This is a genomic window from Streptomyces sp. NBC_01450 (genome assembly GCF_036227505.1).
Classification (GTDB): domain Bacteria; phylum Actinomycetota; class Actinomycetes; order Streptomycetales; family Streptomycetaceae; genus Streptomyces.
On record NZ_CP109480.1, the window covers coordinates 8,200,113 to 8,217,292 of the forward strand.

At 69.8% G+C, this 17,180-nt stretch carries 12 protein-coding genes; 4 read left to right on the forward strand and 8 right to left on the reverse strand.

Annotated features, from left to right (window positions below):
* Window positions 1-15: 15 nt before the first annotated feature.
* The 7 genes from OG568_RS36405 to OG568_RS36435 form a co-directional block, all read right to left on the reverse strand.
* Window positions 16-732, reverse strand: coding sequence for an ABC transporter ATP-binding protein (locus OG568_RS36405; RefSeq protein ID WP_266415080.1), 717 nt, complete (start codon window positions 730-732; stop codon window positions 16-18).
* Window positions 729-1,793 (reverse strand): ABC transporter ATP-binding protein, encoded by a 1,065-nt coding sequence (locus tag OG568_RS36410; RefSeq protein ID WP_329534612.1) that lies wholly within the window; start codon window positions 1,791-1,793, stop codon window positions 729-731. Before OG568_RS36410 ends, OG568_RS36405 begins: the two co-directional genes overlap by 4 nt.
* Window positions 1,790-3,574 (reverse strand): branched-chain amino acid ABC transporter permease, encoded by a 1,785-nt coding sequence (locus tag OG568_RS36415; protein WP_329536555.1) that lies wholly within the window; start codon window positions 3,572-3,574, stop codon window positions 1,790-1,792. The genes OG568_RS36410 and OG568_RS36415 overlap by 4 nt, the downstream gene beginning before the upstream one ends.
* A 5-nt stretch (window positions 3,575-3,579) precedes the next feature.
* Window positions 3,580-4,512, reverse strand: coding sequence for a branched-chain amino acid ABC transporter permease (locus OG568_RS36420; RefSeq protein ID WP_266651140.1), 933 nt, complete (start codon window positions 4,510-4,512; stop codon window positions 3,580-3,582).
* 174 nt (window positions 4,513-4,686) lie between these two features.
* Window positions 4,687-5,907: a branched-chain amino acid ABC transporter substrate-binding protein gene (locus OG568_RS36425; RefSeq protein ID WP_329534613.1), complete on the reverse strand. Its 1,221-nt coding sequence runs from the start codon at window positions 5,905-5,907 to the stop codon at window positions 4,687-4,689.
* An 821-nt stretch (window positions 5,908-6,728) separates the two neighbouring features.
* Window positions 6,729-7,214 carry a PaaI family thioesterase gene (locus OG568_RS36430; protein ID WP_329534614.1) on the reverse strand — a complete coding sequence of 162 codons (486 nt, stop codon included), beginning with the start codon at window positions 7,212-7,214 and terminating at the stop codon, window positions 6,729-6,731.
* Window positions 7,215-7,264: 50 nt separating this feature from the next.
* Complete coding sequence (locus tag OG568_RS36435; RefSeq protein WP_329534615.1) at window positions 7,265-9,544, reverse strand: FdhF/YdeP family oxidoreductase; 2,280 nt, start codon at window positions 9,542-9,544, stop codon at window positions 7,265-7,267.
* A gap of 122 nt (window positions 9,545-9,666) precedes the next feature.
* Between OG568_RS36435 and polA the strand changes: the two genes are divergently transcribed.
* Together polA and OG568_RS36445 are read left to right on the forward strand one after the other, a co-directional pair.
* On the forward strand, window positions 9,667-12,396 hold the full coding sequence (polA, locus tag OG568_RS36440) for a DNA polymerase I (protein WP_329534616.1): 2,730 nt from the start codon (window positions 9,667-9,669) through the stop codon (window positions 12,394-12,396).
* A 756-nt stretch (window positions 12,397-13,152) separates the two neighbouring features.
* The gene (locus OG568_RS36445; protein WP_266581892.1) at window positions 13,153-14,115 is read left to right on the forward strand and encodes a serine hydrolase; all 963 of its coding nucleotides are present in this window, start codon (window positions 13,153-13,155) and stop codon (window positions 14,113-14,115) included.
* On the opposite strand, the gene OG568_RS36450 is transcribed toward OG568_RS36445, so the two are convergent.
* A complete protein-coding gene (locus OG568_RS36450) occupies window positions 14,036-14,890 on the reverse strand; it encodes a DUF4184 family protein (protein ID WP_329534617.1) in 855 nt (284 codons plus the stop codon). The genes OG568_RS36445 and OG568_RS36450 overlap by 80 nt on opposite strands.
* Before the next feature lie 256 nt (window positions 14,891-15,146).
* On the opposite strand from OG568_RS36450, the gene OG568_RS36455 reads away from it, so the two are divergent.
* Together OG568_RS36455 and OG568_RS36460 are read left to right on the forward strand one after the other, a co-directional pair.
* A complete protein-coding gene (locus OG568_RS36455; RefSeq protein WP_329534618.1) occupies window positions 15,147-16,874 on the forward strand; it encodes a lytic transglycosylase domain-containing protein in 1,728 nt (575 codons plus the stop codon).
* A 159-nt stretch (window positions 16,875-17,033) separates the two neighbouring features.
* A complete protein-coding gene (locus OG568_RS36460) occupies window positions 17,034-17,168 on the forward strand; it encodes an SPW_0924 family protein (RefSeq protein WP_329534619.1) in 135 nt (44 codons plus the stop codon).
* Window positions 17,169-17,180: the final 12 nt, after the last annotated feature.

Here is a 17,180-nt window from a genome sequence, read left to right on the forward strand (position 1 = left end):
GGCCGGAGCCTGGTGTCAGTCCTCGCCCAGGTAGGCCTTGCGTACCGACTCGTCGTGCAGCAGGTCCTGGCCGGTGCCGGAGAGGACGATGTTGCCGACCTCCATGACGTGTCCCTGATCGGCGAGGGAGAGCGCCGCCTGGGCGTTCTGCTCGACGAGGAGGATGGTCGTGCCGTCGGACTTGAGTTCGGCGATGGTGGCCATGATCTTCTGCATCATGATCGGCGAGAGGCCCATGGAGGGTTCGTCGAGCATGAGCAGCTTGGGCTGGGACATGAGCGCGCGGCCCATGGCCAGCATCTGCTGCTCGCCGCCGGAGAGGGTTCCCGCGGCCTGCTTGCGGCGTTCACCCAGGATGGGGAAGAGGTCGTAGGCGCGCTGGATGTCCTTCTCGATGCCCGCCTTGTCGGAGCGCAGGAACGCGCCGAGCTGGAGGTTCTCGGTGATCGTCAGCCGGGGGAAGATGTGGCGTCCCTCGGGGGAGTGGGCGAGGCCCAGGGAGACGATCTTGTGGGCGGGGATGTTGCTGAGGGGTTTGCCGTCGAAGGTGATGCGGCCCGAGGTGGGCTTGAGGAGCCCGGAGAGGGTGCGCAGGGTGGTCGTCTTTCCGGCGCCGTTGGTGCCGATGAGGGTGACGATCTGGCCGGCTTCGACGGAGAAGGAGATGCCCTTGACGGCTTCGATCTTGCCGTAGGCGACCTTGAGGTCTTCGACCTCGAGCAGTGCGGTCACTGGGCGTTTCCTTCCTTGCTGGTGGTGCCCTCCGCGGCGGCGTCGCTCTCGGCGGCCTCGGGAGTCTCGGCGGCCTCGGGGGTTTCCTCGGCCTCAGAAGCCTCAGAAGCCTCAGAAGCCTCAGGAGCGTCGGCGGCCTCGGGGGCATCCGTGGGCTCAGGAGTCTCCGTGGCGTCGGGGGTCTCGGCGGCCTCCGGGGTCTCCGCGGCCACCGCCGCCTCGGCGGCTTCGGCGGCTTCGACCTCGGCGACCTCTTCCGCGCCGGGGGCGCCCTCGAAGGGGGTGCCGAGGTAGGCGGCGATGACGCGTTCGTCGCCCTGGACGACGTCCGAGGTGCCCTCGACGAGCTTCTCGCCCTGGACGAGGCAGGCGACGCGGTCGGACAGGTTGAAGATGAAGCGCATGTCGTGCTCGATGACGAGTACGGCGATGCCCCTGTCGCGGATGGCGAAGACGAGGTCTTCGGTCGCGCGCGTCTCCTGGGGGTTCATGCCGGCCGTGGGCTCGTCCAGGAGCAGCAGTCCCGGTTCGCTCGCCATGGCGCGGGCGATTTCGAGCTTGCGCTGTTCGCCGTAGGGGAGGTTGCGGGAGAGGTGGTCGGCCTTGTGGTCGAGGCCGATGAACTCCAGCAGTTCCATGGCGCGTTCGCGGGAGGTGGCTTCTGCTTTGCGGAAGCCGGGGCCGCGCAGGAGGGCCGACCAGAGGCCTTCCTTGGTCCTGGTGTGGCGGCCGACGAGCACGTTTTCCAGGACGGTCATGTTGGCGAAGAGCCGGATGTTCTGGAAGGTGCGGGCGATGCCGGCGCTGGTGACGAGGTGGGGCTTGGGCGGGAGGACGGTGCCCTTGTAGGAGACCTTGCCCTCGGTCGGCACGTACAGGCCGGTGAGGCAGTTGAAGAAGGTGGTCTTGCCCGCGCCGTTGGGGCCGATGAGGCCGACGATCTCGCCGGAGTTGACGGTGAGGTCGACGCTGCGGACGGCGGTGAGGCCGCCGAAGCGCATGGTGACGCCGCTGGCCTCGAGTACGGGGCTGGTGGCCGTGGTGGTGGTCATGTGGGTCACGCCCCTGCCTTGGTGACGCCGACGGTGGAGTCGGGCAGGCCTTGTTCGGGGATGTCGACGCTGTCGTCGGACTCATGGAATTCGAGCTGGCGGCGGCGGTTGGCGATGATGCCTTCGGGGCGGAAGCGCATGAGGATCACGAGCGCGATGCCGAAGGCGAAGAGCTGGTACTCCTTCAGGAAGCCGAGCTTCTCGGGGAGGAGGTAGAGCAGGGTGGCGCCGAGGATGGGGCCGTTGACCGTGCCCATGCCGCCGAGGACGACCGCGGCGAGCAGGAAGGCGGAGTTGGGCGGTACGGAGCCGGCGAACTGGTACGGGGCCGGGTTGACGCTGTAGCCGACGTGGGCGCTGACCGTGCCGGCGAGGCCGGCGAGGGAGGCGCCGAGGGCGAAGGCGATGAGCTTGACGCGGAAGCCGTTGATGCCCATGGCGGTGGCGGCGGTCTCGTCCTCGCGGATGGCGATCCAGGAGCGGCCGATACGGGAGTCGGCGGCGCGGTTGAAGACGATCACGACGATGCCGGTGATGATCAGCATCAGCAGGAAGTAGTTCGCGAAGCGGCCGAGGGTGATCGAGCCGATGTCGTGCGAGTTCCCGAGGTTGAACCCGAAGATGTCGAGGTCCGGGATCATCGAGATGCCGTTGGGGCCGTTGGTCAGGTTCGGTCCGGAGGAGCCGTCGAGGTTGTTGACGGAGATGCGGAAGATCTCTCCGAAGCCGAGGGTGACGATGGCGAGGTAGTCGCCGCGCAGTCGCAGGGTGGGGGCGCCGATGAGGACGCCGAAGACGAGCGATGCGGCCATGCCGGTGAGCATGGCGGCCCAGAAGGGGAACTGGACGCCGGAGAAGCGGGAGAACTCGGAGCCGGAGACGAGGGCCGCGGCGTAGGCGCCGACGCCGAGGAAGGCGACGTATCCGAGGTCGAGGAGTCCGGTGAGGCCGACGACGATGTTGAGGCCGAGGGCGACGGTGGCGACGACGAGGATGTTCACGCCGAGGTTGGCGTTGTGCTCGTTGTTCTCGACGAAGGGGAAGACCGCCGCGGCGAGGAACGCCATGGAGGTGGCGAATCCCTTGTGGCGGACGTTGAGGGTGGCGAACCGGTCGAAGAGTCCGGCGGCTTGGAGTGCCCAGGTGCCGAAGATGACGAGCAGCAGGTAGCCGATGAAGGTCTCGCTGGCCTCGGGGTCGACGCCGATGCCGTAGGTGAAGACGATCAGGGCGACCGCGGTGGCGGCGGTGATGACGAGGCGCTCGGCCCAGCCGGGGAGCTTCTGGGCCGCGGGGATGCGGTCGGGCTTGCTGACCCAGTCCTTGAAGGTGTCGCCGGGGCTCGGGAGAGCGAGGGCGCCGAGGAGGGCGATCAGGGAGCCGATGGCGGTGACGTAGGCGCCGGGGTCGAGGGCGACGAGGCCCTTGAGGTCGACGGCGATGGCGATGGCGCTGAACCAGCTGACGGCGAACGCGGAGGCGGCGGCGAGGACGACGGGCGCGGTGGCGCCTGCCGGGTTGAGCCAGCGCAGGCCGCGGACGCCGAAGAGGGTGAGCGCGAAGAGCAGGGTGATCGCGCCGGCGACGAGGTCGAGGATCTGCAGGCCGGCCGGGGAGCCGTAGTAGGTGAGGTCCCCGGGGAAGTCGGCCGTGTAGGTCCACGACATGAAGGTGCTGGCGATGGTGGCGACGGCGCCGACGGCGATGAGGGCGCGGGCGGTGGTCTGGGGGAGTGCGATCAGGCCGCGTGCGGGGGCGGTGATCTCGGCGGTGTTCTCGGTGGTTGCCATGGTGGTCACGCCCTGTCCGCGACGCGTTCGCCGACCAGGCCCTGTGGCCTGAACAGCAGTACGAGGATGAGGAGGACGAAGGCCCAGACGGAGGACCAGCCGCCGCCGCCGAGCTGCTGCATGCCGGGGATGCCGTCGATGTAGGAGGTGGCCATGGTCTCGGCGAGGCCGAGGACGAGGCCGCCGATCATGGCGCCGTAGATGTTGCCGATGCCGCCGAGGACGGCGGCGGTGAAGGCCTTGAGGCCCATCTGGAAGCCCATGTTGTACTGGATCGAGCCGTAGCGCAGGCCGTAGGAGACGGCGGCGACGGCGGCGAAGAAGCCGCCGATGGCGAAGGCGATCACGATGATCTTGTTGGTGTCGATGCCCATGAGCTGGGCGGTGTCAGGGTCCTGGGCGGTGGCCTGCATGGCGCGGCCGGTGCGGGACATGCTGACGAAGAGGGCGAGGGCCGCCATGCAGAGCGGGGCGGCGACGATGACGAAGAGGGAGCCGCTGCTGATGCTGATGGACCCGATGTGCCAGGGTCCGGCGTCGATCTGGGGGAAGTTGCGGTCCGTCTTGGCGTCCGGGTACCAGTTGAAGACGGCCTGCTGGAGCGCGAGGGAGAGGCCGATGGCGGTGATGAGGGGCGCCAGGCGTGGCGCGCCGCGCAGTGGTCGGTAGGCGAACCGTTCCGCCCCGACGGCGATGAGGACGGCGACGAGTCCGCCGCCGATGAGCATCGCTGGGAGGGCGATCCACATGGATGTGCCGTCGGGCAGGACGTAGAGGTAGACCGTGAGTGCGCCGAAGCCTCCGGTCATGAAGATCTCGCCGTGGGCGAAGTTGATGAGCTGGACGATGCCGTACACCATCGTGTAGCCGATGGCGATCAGCCCGTACATCGAGCCGAGGAACAGCCCGTTGGCCAGCTGCTGCGGCAGGGTGTTCACCGCATGGCCTCCATGTGGGTGGGGAGAGTGAACGGGGGGAGATGGGACGGGCCGCGCGGTGACGTGTGGTCTTGGCCGCGCGGCCCTGGGGTGTAGCTAGCGGCGGATCTCGGATCGGCTGGGATCAGCTGGGGTTAGCTGGAATCGGCTGAGCTCAGCTGGGATCGGATCGGATCAGCCGTTGAACGTGCCGCTCTTGACGGCCTTCCACTTGCCGGCCACGACCTGGTAGACGGTGAGCTGCTTGTTGGTGGTGTCGCCGAACTCGTCGAAGGAGACGGGGCCGGCGATGCCTTCGAACTTCGTCTTCTGGACCTCGTCCACGATCTTGGCGCGGGCGCCGTCGGGGACCTTGCCGTCCTTCACGACGTTGGCGATCGCCTTGATGATGGCGGTCGCGGCGTCGTAGGAGTAGCCACCGTAGGTGCCGTAGTCGCCCTTGAGGCCGGAGGCCTTGTACTTCTTGATGAAGTCCGCGGCGGAGGGCAGGGAGTCGACTGGCTGGCCGACGGAGGTGACCAGGTCACCCTCGGAGGTCTTGCCGGCGGTCGAGATGTAGGTGTCGCTGAACATGCCGTCGCCGCCGAACAGCGGGATCTTGACTCCGCCGTCCTTGAGCTGCTTGGTGAGCTTCTCCGACTCGTCGTACTGGCCGCCGTAGTAGACCAGGTCGGCCTTCGAGTTCTTGATCTTGGTGACGAGGGCGGAGAAGTCGGTGTCGCCGGTGTTGACGTGGTCCTCGCCGGCGACCTTGCCGCCGCCCTTGGTGAAGCCGGCCTTGAACAGCTTGGCCAGGCCCGCGCCGTAGGTCTGCTTGTCGTCGACGACGAAGACGTTCTTCTTCTTGAGCGTGCTGGTCGCGTACTCGGCCGCGAAGCCGCCCTGGAGGGCGTCGGTGGTGGCCGTGCGGAAGTACGTCTTGAACGGGCGCGACTTGGACGTCTGCCAGTTCTTGCCCTGGGTGAGCTCGGGCGCCGTGTTGGAGGGCGAGACCTCGACCAGGTTGGCCTGCGCGAAGACCTGCTGCATCTGCGTGGCCACACCGGAGTTCAGCGGGCCGACGACGCCGAGGACCTTCTCGTTGTTGACGAGGGCGGTGGCGTTCTGCTGGCCGCTGGCCGGGATGGCCTTGTCGTCGAGCGCCTGGACCTTGAAGGTCACGCCGGGGACGGTGTTGTTCTTGTTGGCGTCGTCGACGGCGATCTGCACACCGCCCTGGATGCCGAGGCCGGTTGCGGAGTTCTGACCGGTCAGCGGAGCGTCAACGCCGATGATGATCTCGGTCTTGCTGCTGCTGCTCTTGTCCCCGCTGTCATCACGCGAACCGCAGGCGGTCAGCGTGAGTGCTCCGGTGGTGAGCACGGAGGTGAGTATGACCAAAGAACGCTGTCGCACGTTGAATCCTCTCCCTGGCGCAGCAGCCCTGCTGAGCTGCCGTGTGTCTCGCCGGGCCGTACTGGGTGATACCGAGCCGTGCTGCAGACGCGCCCGGCGGCGCGGTGACTGGCCGTGACTCTAAGCCTGTCTGTGGGCCCGGGCATCTCCGTGGGCTGGCTTGTGACTTTCTTGTTATGACGTGCCGGTTGATGGGCTTCAGGGACGGGTATTCTCAGCCGATTTGGCGGAAATTCTTCTCGTTCCACATGTTGAGAATCCGCACTTCCGGTTGTGCGTGGGCGAAGGTCGCCGTCGGACGCCGCCGCAGGTCGCGTGGAGGAGCCGGGAGAGGTCGCGGGAGTACGGGCCGTCGAAGGATGGAGCCCTGATGCCGTATTGCGTGCGTGTTACGCAGCGTTACGTCGAGAAAAGGGAACTCGGAGTTCGGTCGGCGTGCGCGGTATTAGGGCGCATGAGGTGCGGTCCGGGCGTGCGGTCTCGTGAAGGCGCGTTAAGTCGCCCGAAAGGGTGGTGAGTTGCCGATGGTTTCTGCTAACTCCGGCGTATTGGAGTGCGGTTGCGGCGTGCGGGGGCCGGGGGCGTGCGGAAAGGGTGCGTGGGGGGGCGGGGCCGGGGCGGAGGTATCCGTCCTCGGTCAGGCGCGGAATCGGTCGGTCCAGGAAGGAGCCGGTGTTGACGCGCCAGCCGCTGCGGGCGGACACCTCCGCCCCGTCCCCTGCCCGCCGTACCCGAGTGCCGCGGAGTGGGGGCAGTTGTCTCCTGCCCCCTTGGTCGCCGTACGCGGCTGCCGGTGAGTGGGGGTCGCTCTGGGGGCGGGGTCAGGCCTGACGTACGTGGTCGGCGTCGGTGGGGGTCACGTCGCGCAGGAGGCAGGTGAGGCGGGCGGTGCAGACGCGCTTGTCGTTCTCGTCGGTGATGACGATCTCGTACGTCGCTGTCGTGCGCCCGCGGTGCACGGGAGTGGCCACGCCGGTGACGAGGCCGGAGCGGGCACCGCGGTGGTGGGTGCAGTTCAGGTCGACGCCGACGGCGATCTTGGAGCTGCCGCCGTGGAGCATGGAGCCGACCGAGCCGAGGGTCTCCGCGAGGACGGCGGAGGCGCCGCCGTGCAGAAGGCCGTACGGCTGGGTGTTGCCCTCCACCGGCATGGTGCCGACGACCCGGTCCGCGGAGGCCTCGACGATCTGCACACCCATGCGGGTGCCGAGGTGGCCTGCTGAGAAGAGGGCGGGCAGGTCGACGCCGAGTGCGGCGTACTCGTCGATGACCTCTTGCGGGAACTGCACTTGGCTTTGCTCGCCCATGGGGTCCGGCTCCGATCGTCGTCGGTCTCTCTGACTGGCTGAGCAAACGCTCAGTCGGTGGTCGATTGTTCCAGACGGACCACGACGGACTTGCTGGCCGGGGTGTTGCTGGTGTCCGCGGTGGCGTCGAGCGGGACGAGGACGTTGGTCTCCGGGTAGTACGCGGCGGCGCAGCCGAGGGCGGTCGGATAGTGCACGACGCGGAAGCCGGCGGCGCGCCGCTCGATGCCGTCCTGCCATTCGCTGACGAGGTCGACGTACGAGCCGTCGGTGACGTTCAGCGCGCGGGCGTCCTCGGGGTTGACGAGGACCACTCGGCGGCCGTTCTTTATGCCCCTGTAGCGGTCGTCCAGGCCGTAGATGGTGGTGTTGTACTGGTCGTGCGAGCGGAGGGTCTGGAGGAGGAGGCGGCCTTCGGGGAGCTTCGGGTACTCGACGGGCGCGGCGGTGAAGTTGGCCTTGCCGGTGGCGGTGGGGAAGCGTCGTTCGTCGCGGGGGGCGTGGGGGAGGGCGAAGCCGGCGGGGTCGGCGACGCGTGCGTTGAAGTCGTCGAAGCCGGGGATCACGCGCGCGATGCGGTCGCGGATCGTCGCGTAGTCCTTCTCGAACTCCTCCCAGGGGGTGCGGGAGGCCTCGCCGAGTGCACGGCGGGCGAGGCGGCACACGATGGCGGGCTCGGACAGGAGGTGCTCGCTCGCGGGCTTCAGGCGGCCGCGTGAGGCGTGGACCATGCCCATGGAGTCCTCGACGGTCACGAACTGCTCGCCGCTGTCCTGGAGGTCGCGCTCGGTGCGTCCGAGGGTGGGCAGGATCAGGGCGCGGGCGCCGGTGACGACGTGGGAGCGGTTGAGCTTGGTCGAAACGTGCACGGTGAGGCGGGCGCGGCGCATGGCGGCCTCGGTGACCTCGGTGTCGGGGGAGGCGGAGACGAAGTTGCCGCCCATGGCGAAGAAGACCTTCGCGTCGCCGTCGCGCAGGGCGCGGATGGCCCGTACGACGTCGTAGCCGTGCTCGCGGGGTGGGGCGAAGCCGAACTCCTTCTCCAGGGCGTCCAGGAAGGCCGGGGCGGGGCGTTCGAAGATGCCCATGGTGCGGTCGCCCTGCACGTTCGAGTGGCCGCGGACCGGGCAGACGCCGGCGCCGGGCCGGCCGATGTTGCCGCGCAGCAGCAGGAAGTTGACCACTTCGCGGATCGTGGGCACGGAGTGCTTGTGCTGGGTGAGTCCCATGGCCCAGCAGACGATGGTGCGCCGGGAGGAGAGGACGAGGCGGAGGGTCTCGTCGATCTTCTCGCGGGTGAGGCCGGTGGCGGTGAGGGTCTCGTCCCAGTCGGCGGCGCGGGCGGTGGCCGCGAACTCCTCGTAGCCGTGGGTGTGTTCGGCGATGAAGTCTTCGTCGACCGCGCCGTCGGTCTCCAGGATGAGCTTGTTGAGGAGGCGGAAGAGGGCCTGGTCGCCGCCGAGGCGGATCTGCAGGAACAGGTCGGTGAGGGCGGCGCCCTTGATCATGCCCTGGGGGGTCTGCGGGTTCTTGAAGCGCTCCAGGCCCGCTTCGGGCAGCGGGTTGACGCTGATGATCTTCGCGCCGTTGGCCTTGGCCTTCTCCAGGGCGGAGAGCATGCGCGGGTGGTTGGTGCCGGGGTTCTGCCCGGCGACGATGATCAGGTCCGCCTTGTAGAGGTCCTCGAGCAGGACGCTGCCCTTGCCGATGCCGATGGTCTCGGAGAGCGCGGAGCCCGAGGACTCGTGGCACATGTTCGAGCAGTCCGGCAGGTTGTTCGTGCCGAGTTCGCGGGCGAAGAGCTGGTAGAGGAACGCGGCCTCGTTGCTCGTGCGTCCCGAGGTGTAGAAGAGGGCCTCGTCGGGGGAGCCGAGGGCGGCGAGCTCCTCGGCGACGATGTCGAAGGCGCGCTCCCAGGAGACCGGCTCGTAGTGGTCGGCGCCCTCGGGCAGGTACATGGGGTGGGTGAGGCGGCCCTGCTGGCCGAGCCAGTAGCCGCTGCGGCCGTGCAGGTCGGTTACCGGGTGCGCGGCGAAGAAGTCCGGGGTGACCCGGCGCAGGGTGGCCTCCTCGGCGACCGCCTTCGCGCCGTTCTCGCAGAACTCCGCCGTGTGCCGGTGCTCCGGCTCGGGCCAGGCGCAGCCCGGGCAGTCGAAGCCGTCCTTCTGATTGACGCGCAGGAGGGTCAGCGCGGTGCGCTTCACTCCCATCTGCTGCTGTGCGATGCGCAGGGTGTGTCCGATGGCGGGCAGCCCGGCCGCGGCGCGTTTCGGCTCGGCGACCTGCGGCGTGTCCTGGACCGGATCGCTCTTGGGCGGCTTGCTGGCCATCAGGGGACCCCCTCGCATACACGTGTGAAGTACGTCGGCGATCCTCGCACGTGCCGGTGACGGCGAGGGTGGCCGGTCCCGGGAGGTCCGCACTGTCAGTGGGGCGTGGCAGGATCGGGGGCGTGGCAGAAACAGCATCGAAGAAGACCGAGAAAACCACGGGTGCGGGCCGTCCGCGGCTGATGCTCATGGATGGGCACTCGCTGGCGTACCGCGCGTTCTTCGCGCTGCCCGCGGAGAATTTCACGACCGCGACGGGTCAGCCGACGAACGCGATCTATGGGTTCGCGTCGATGCTGGCGAACACGCTGCGCGACGAGGCGCCCACGCATTTCGCGGTGGCGTTCGATGTCTCACGCAAGACGTGGCGCTCCGAGGAGTTCACCGAGTACAAGGCGAACCGTTCGAAGACCCCGGACGAGTTCAAGGGGCAGGTCGAGCTGATCGGCGAGCTGCTGGACGCGATGCACGCGCAGCGGTTCGCGGTCGACGGCTTCGAGGCCGACGACATCATCGCCACGCTCGCGACGCAGGCCGAGGCCGAGGGCTTCGAGGTCCTGATCGTCACCGGTGACCGTGACTCCTTCCAGCTGGTGTCCGAGCACACGACGGTGTTGTATCCGACGAAGGGCGTCTCGGAGCTGACCCGGTTCACTCCGGAGAAGGTCGTCGAGAAGTACGGGTTGACGCCGGCGCAGTACCCCGACTTCGCGGCGCTGCGCGGCGACCCGTCGGACAACCTGCCGGGCATCCCCGGGGTCGGTGAGAAGACCGCCGCGAAGTGGATCAACCAGTTCGGTTCGTTCGCGGACCTCGTCGAGCGCGTCGACGAGGTGAAGGGCAAGGCCGGGCAGAACCTCCGCGACCACCTGGAGGCGGTGAAGCTCAACCGCCGTCTCACGGAGATGGTGAAGGACGTCGAGCTTCCGAAGACGGTCACCGACCTGGAGCGCGCGGCGTACGACCGTACGGCGGTCGCGATGGTCCTGGACACCCTGGAGATCCGCAACCCCTCCCTGCGTGAGCGGCTCTACGCCGTCGACCCCGGGACGGGGGAGGCCGAGGCGGCCGCTCCGGTCGTCGAGGGTGTCGAGCTGGACGGGGTGGTGCTGGGTGCGGGCGAGCTGAAGCCGTGGCTCGCCGAGCACGACGGGAAGGCGGTCTTGGGCCTGGCCACCGTCGACACCTGGGCGCTGGGTTCCGGCTCGGTCGCCGAGGTCGCGCTCGCCGCGGCGGACGGGGCGGCGGCGTGGTTCGACCCCGCGCAGCTGGACGAGGCGGATGAGAACGCGTTCGCGAAGTGGCTCGCCGACCCGAAGAAGCCCAAGGTGCTGCACAACGCCAAGGGCGCGATGCGGGTCTTCGCCGAGCACGGGTGGACGATCGAGGGCGTGTCCATGGACACCGCGCTCGCCGCGTATTTGGTCAAGCCGGGCCGCCGGTCCTTCGCGCTGGACGCGCTGTCCCTGGAGTACCTGGGGCGGGAGCTGGGGCCCGCCGCCGCGGCCGACGGTCAGCTGGCCTTCGGCGCGGACGACCAGGCCGAGGCCGAGGCGCTGATGGTGCAGGCCCGCACGATCCTCGACCTGGGCGAGGCGTTCGGCGAGAAGCTCGAGGAGGTCGGCGCGGCCGAGCTGCTGCGTGACATGGAGCTGCCCACGTCGGCGCTGCTGGCCCGGCTGGAGCGGCACGGCATCGCGGCGGACCGGGCGCACCTGGAAGCCATGGAGCAGATGTTCGCGGGCGCCGTGCAGCAGGCGGTGAAGGAGGCCCATGCCTCCGTCGGGCACGAGTTCAACCTCGGCTCGCCCAAGCAGCTTCAGGAGGTCTTCTTCGGGGAGCTGGACCTGCCCAAGACGAAGAAGACGAAGACCGGTTTCACGACGGACGCGGACGCGCTGGCGTGGCTGGCCACGCAGACCGACCACGAGCTGCCGGTCATCATGCTGCGCCACCGTGAGCAGGCCAGGCTGCGGGTGACGGTCGAGGGCCTGATCAAGACGATCGCCGCGGACGGCCGCATCCACACCACGTTCAACCAGACGGTGGCCGCGACCGGCCGGCTGTCGTCGGTGGACCCGAACCTGCAGAACATCCCGGTGCGTACGGAGGAGGGCCGCGCGATCCGTCGCGGCTTCGTGGTCGGCGAGGGCTTCGAGTCCCTCATGACGGCCGACTACAGCCAGATCGAACTGCGCGTGATGGCCCATCTGTCCGAGGACGAGGGCCTGTTGGAGGCGTTCGCGTCGGGAGAGGACCTGCACACGACGGTGGCGTCGCAGGTGTTCTCGGTGGAGCGTTCGGCGGTCGACGCGGAGATGCGCCGCAAGATCAAGGCGATGTCGTACGGCCTGGCCTACGGGCTGTCGGCGTTCGGTCTGTCCCAGCAGCTGAACATCGACGCGGGTGAGGCGCGTGCGTTGATGGACACGTACTTCGAGCGTTTCGGAGGCGTACGGGACTATCTGCGCCGGGTCGTGGACGAGGCCCGCGCCACGGGGTACACGGAGACCCTCTTCGGCCGTCGCCGCTACCTTCCCGACCTGAACAGCGACAACCGTCAGCGCCGCGAGATGGCCGAGCGCATGGCGCTGAACGCGCCCATCCAGGGCACGGCGGCGGACATCGTCAAGATCGCGATGCTGAACGTGGACCGGGCGCTGCGGGAGGCGGACCTCAAGTCCCGCATGCTCCTCCAGGTCCATGACGAAATCGTCCTGGAGATCGCCCCCGGGGAGCGCGAGAGGACCGAGGAACTCGTCCGCCGCGAGATGGCGTCCGCCGTCCATCTCCGGGCACCCCTCGACGTGTCCGTCGGGGCGGGCCCCGACTGGGAATCCGCAGCCCACTAGCCCCCGGCGAACGAGGCCCCCGATCCCGCACCCCGGCTCCGGTCCCGGGCCTCGGGCTCCGGCCTCGGGCCTCGGGCTCCGGCTTCTAGCTCCGGCCCCGGCTTCTGGTCTCGGGCCCCGGCCCTGCCCCGGGCCCCGGCCTTGGGCCCCGGCCTCGGGTCCCGGGCCTCTTGGATCCCGGGCCTCTTGGATCCCCGTCCCGGCTTCGGGCCGGTTCGGTTCCGGGTGGGGCGCTTGCGGCTCCGACCGGCCCGGTGGCGGGTGTCCTGCGGGCGGCTTGTGCGGCGGGGTGGACCGACGTCCTGCGCCGCTCGGGGAAGCCCCAGCCCACTGGGCGTCCGCCTCACAGTCGCTTGCGGGGAAAGCCGCCCCGTGGCTCCGCCGTGCGCGCCGCCCGCAGGGAAAGCGGCCCCGTGGCTCGGCGCCGTGGCTCGGCGCCGTGCGTCGGACGTGGGGAAAGTCGGCCCCGCTCTGCCGTGCGCGCCGGCCGCGGGAAAAGCTGGTCCGCGCTTCGTCGTGCGCGCCGCCCGTGGGGAGAGTCGGGCTCTGCCCCGCCTTGCGTCAGGCGGCGCCCGCCCGCCTCGCGAGCCGTCCGCGGGGCGGAGATCTTTTGTCGGGTGGCCGTAGGCGCGAGGTCTCTCCGGTGGGCCGGAGACGCAGGGGGCGGGGGTTCCGCTCGCCCCCCGGAGGGAACCGTTCACTCGCGTGGCCCCCGCAAAGACGCCCCCTGTGCAAGGGGACCGTAAGGATGCGGGCATGGGTATACGCATGCTCAACCGTCGTACAGCCATGGCCACAGCCGTCGTCTCGGCGCTGCTCGCGCCGGTACCCGCAGTCGCCGCGGGCGCGAGCACCGCCCAGGTGCCCGCGGCCTGCCGCTCCACTCAGAACCCGGACCTCGCCGCCCGGATGTCCCGCGACATCAGGGCGGCGCTGTCGTCACGCCGGGGCACCGTCGCCGTGGCGGTGCGCGACGACAACAGCGACCTGACCTGCGCCCTCGCGAGCGAGCGTCGGTACGACGCGGCGAGCGTCGTCAAGGTCACGATCATGGAGGCCGCCCTGCGCCGCGCGGACGAGTTGCAGCGCACCCTCACGGACTGGGAGCTAGCCAACGTACGTCCCATGATCACCGCCTCGGACAACACCGCGGCCCAGCATCTGTGGAACGACCTGGGCCGCACCTGCCTCGGCCGTTTCCTGGACCGCGTCGGAACCCGCCGCACCGAGCTCGGCCCGGCCGGCTACTGGGGCCTGACGCGCACCACGGCCGCCGACCAGATGCGGCTGCTGGGCGTGCTCACAGACGCCGGTTCCTTCCTGAAGAGCCGCACCTTCGGCCTGAAACTGCTCAGCAAGGTCCGCAGCGACCAGCGCTGGGGCGTCCCCGCCGGCATGCCGCGCAGCCTGAAGGCGCACATCAAGAACGGCTGGCTGCCCCGGTCCACCCACGGCTGGCGCGTCCACAGCGTCGGCGTGTTCACCGGCTCCGACCGCACGTACCGCATCGTCGTCCTGTCGCACGACAACCCGACGATGGCGTACGGGGTCCGCACCATCGAGCGCATCGCCCAGGCGGTCCACCGCGGCCTCAACCCCGGACGCGGCGCCGTCCAGGGCGCCACTCCGGAGAACAGGATCAGCGAGGCGTCGGACGCTTCGGCGCCGTACGGGCCGGTGCCGGGCTGGGACGAGCCGGAGCGGGACGCCACACCCTGACCCCGACGGCGTACAGCGCGAGGCCGAGCACGAGACCCGCTCCCGCGCCGAAGCACAGTGCCGGGATCAACTCCCAGGGCTTCGCGCGGGTGCCCCAGTAGGCCCACCAGCGCGAAGCCCGTTGCACGGCGCCCATCAGCTCGCAGCCGCCGATGACGGCGGCCGCCAGCCACCGGTCGGAACGCGACAGCACCGGCACCCCCACCGGTTCGGCCGAGGGCGTCCGGCGCAGCGCGACGACCACGAAGGCCACGATCACCAGGGCCCCCACCAGCGAACTGCCGTACTGCGCGTAGGTGAACACCGGCGTGCCGTCGGCGTCGCGCGACAGGACGGGGATCAGCCGCACCCCCCACCGGTCGTGGTGCGTGAACGCGTCCCACACGACGTGCGTCAGCGCGCCGAGCACCGCGGAGGCGTACCACCACGCTGCCGCCGAGGAACGCGCCTGCCCGCGCGGGCTCCCGCAGCGCAGCAGAACCGCGGGACGGCCCTGACGGGTCCGCGGCAGCAGCGCCACCAAGGGTTCGCGCAGTATCAGCCAGGCACCCACCAACGCCCAGGCGACGAGCACGTCGAAGGTGAAGACACCTGTGAAGGAGTGCGTGAAATCGCCGAACTCCATCGCCCCGGGGACCACACTCGCCGCGTAGTAGGTCATGTCGGGGGCGAAGGAACCGGCCACAAGTGCCGCGGGAACCAGTCGGCCACGGCCGCTTCCGTCGCCGCGCAGGGCGGGCAGTACGGCCGCCGCGTGGCTGAGGGTGAAGGGCAAAGCATCCCCCTGTGGCAGACGTTGGTCGGATATGTCGGCCCCGTTGATCGTCGACGCCCAGTATGAGGGACGCATGAAAATGTCCGCGGGCTCCACCCCGGGGTGCGTGTTCTCTCGGACAATCCCACATGGCCAACCGGTGAAAAACGGGCACGAACGGGTGCCCGGGCGACGGAAGTTGTCGTAGGGTCGCCTGGGTCACAGAGCCAGCGAACGCGCGGAGCGCGGACGGTCGTCCACGGGAGGGGTTCACTCAATGGCGGCGCATTTCGGCAGACTGCGCAAGGGAGCGGCGACCACCGCCGTGGCCGCGGCCGCGGTGGCGGCCCTGTCCGCTTCCCAGGCACCCGGAGTGACCACCGACGACCTCGGCAGACAGGCCGCCGGCGCCCAGCCCTCCGCGGATGCGAGCACCGGCGGCGAAGGCGGCGGCGCGACGGGCGACTCGCCGTACTACACCGACCTTCCGCCGCTGAAGAGCCCCAACCCGAGCCCGTCGTCGAGCCCGACCACAGGCACGTCCGTCTCGGTGGGCGAGGCCGAGGCCGGCATACCCGCGACCGTCCTCGACGCCTACAAGAAGGCCGAGGCGGAGCTGCGCGCCTCCAAGCCGGGCTGCAACCTGCCCTGGCAACTCCTCGCCGCCATCGGCAAGGTCGAGTCCGGTCAGGCCCGCGGCGGCCGGGTCGACGCGAGCGGCACGACGTACTCGCCGATCCTCGGCCCCAAGCTCGACGGCAACGGCTTCGCGCTGATCGCCGACACCGACAACGGCGCGTACGACGGCGACCCCGCGTACGACCGGGCCATCGGTCCCATGCAGTTCATCCCCTCCACCTGGGAGTGGGCGGGCCGCGACGGCAACGGCGACGGCAAGAAGGACCCCAACAACGTCTACGACGCGGCGCTCGCGGCCGGCCACTACCTGTGCCGGTTCGACCGGGATCTGTCCGTGCAGTCGCAGATGAACGCCGCGATCCTGAACTACAACAACTCGACGGCGTACCTCAACACGGTTCTGTCGTGGCTGGAGTACTACCGCAAGGGCACCCACGAGGTCCCGGACGGCACGGGCACGCTGCCCTCGCACAGCAGCGGCAACGACTCCGGGGCGAACCCGAGTCCGTCCACGCCCGCGACCTCGACGCCGAGTGCGCCGAGCACGCCGAGTACCCCGAGCGCGCCGAGCACGTCCAAGCCGGGCACCCCCAAGCCGGGCGGTGGCGGCTCGACGAGCCCCAGCCCGCCGTCGTCCCCGCCGAGTTCACCCACCCCGACGCCTCCCACGCCCACCCAGACGGTCGACCATCTGGAGGACGCGAACACCGGGAAGCTCACGGCGACCGCGGGCGGCGCCTTCGACGCCAAGGTCGCCGTGCGGGCCGAGTCCAAGGCGAACAAGGCCGTGGCGAAGGTCCGGGTACGGTTCACGATCATCGGCGACACGGACGCCACCTTCAGCGGCGGCGAGAGCGTCGCCACGGTCGTCACCAGTAGCACGGGCACGGCCACCGCGCCCGCACTCGTGGCGGGCGAGAAGACCGGTGACTTCACCGTCCGCGCCACCGTCGTGGGCCGCGTCCTGGCCGGCCTCGACTACGCGGCCACCGTCACCCCGCGCCCGGCCGACACCCTCACCCGCACCAGCGACACCGCGCTGACCTGCGTGCCGGGCGGCGAGTTCGCCGACCAGGTCGAGGTGAAGGCCACCTACAAGGGCGCCGTCGCCGGCAAGGTCGCGGCCACCGCGACGCTCATCAAGTCGGCGGACGACGTCACCGAGAACGACAAGGGCCCGTACTTCAAGGACGCGGACGGCAAGGTGATCCGCACCCTCACGGACCTCACGACGGACGCCGACGGCGTGCTCAAGCTCCCCAAGCTGTACGCGGACGACACGGCCGGCACGTTCCTGCTCCGCATCAACACCGCGGGCGGCGCGGCGCTGACGGTCGAGCTGACGGTCGCCGCGGCCGCCTCGTAGGCCGTACGCGCAGACAGACGAGGGCGCCCCTCCGCTTCCCGGCGGAGGGGCGCCCTCGTCTGTGTGCGCAAGGTGTTCTCATCTCGCCCCGCCGTTGCTACGGTGCCGGATCTGACGAGGTATCAGTTCTCGATCCACCGTCCCCCGGGGAGGCCCCGCATGCGCGCCCTCATCGCCGCCGCGACCGGTCTCGCCGTGGCGTTCGCCCTGGTGCTCACCATCACGGCCATGGGCTCACCGGCCGGCAAGACCTCGCCCAAGCCGATGCTGACGACCGTGCCCGCGCACCCCTAGCCCGCAGGGCAG

Excerpts from the sequence above, each read along its gene's own strand:
- OG568_RS36460 (WP_329534619.1), top strand. The coding sequence starts at position 17,034 with ATGCGCGCCCTCATCGCCGCCGCGACCGGTCTCGCCGTGGCGTTCGCC.
- OG568_RS36430 (WP_329534614.1), bottom strand. The coding sequence starts at position 7,214 with ATGGGCGAGCAAAGCCAAGTGCAGTTCCCGCAAGAGGTCATCGACGAG.
- OG568_RS36415 (WP_329536555.1), bottom strand. The coding sequence starts at position 3,574 with ATGGCAACCACCGAGAACACCGCCGAGATCACCGCCCCCGCACGCGGC.
- OG568_RS36435 (WP_329534615.1), bottom strand. The coding sequence starts at position 9,544 with ATGGCCAGCAAGCCGCCCAAGAGCGATCCGGTCCAGGACACGCCGCAG.
- OG568_RS36455 (WP_329534618.1), top strand. The coding sequence starts at position 15,147 with ATGGCGGCGCATTTCGGCAGACTGCGCAAGGGAGCGGCGACCACCGCC.
- OG568_RS36445 (WP_266581892.1), top strand. The coding sequence starts at position 13,153 with ATGGGTATACGCATGCTCAACCGTCGTACAGCCATGGCCACAGCCGTC.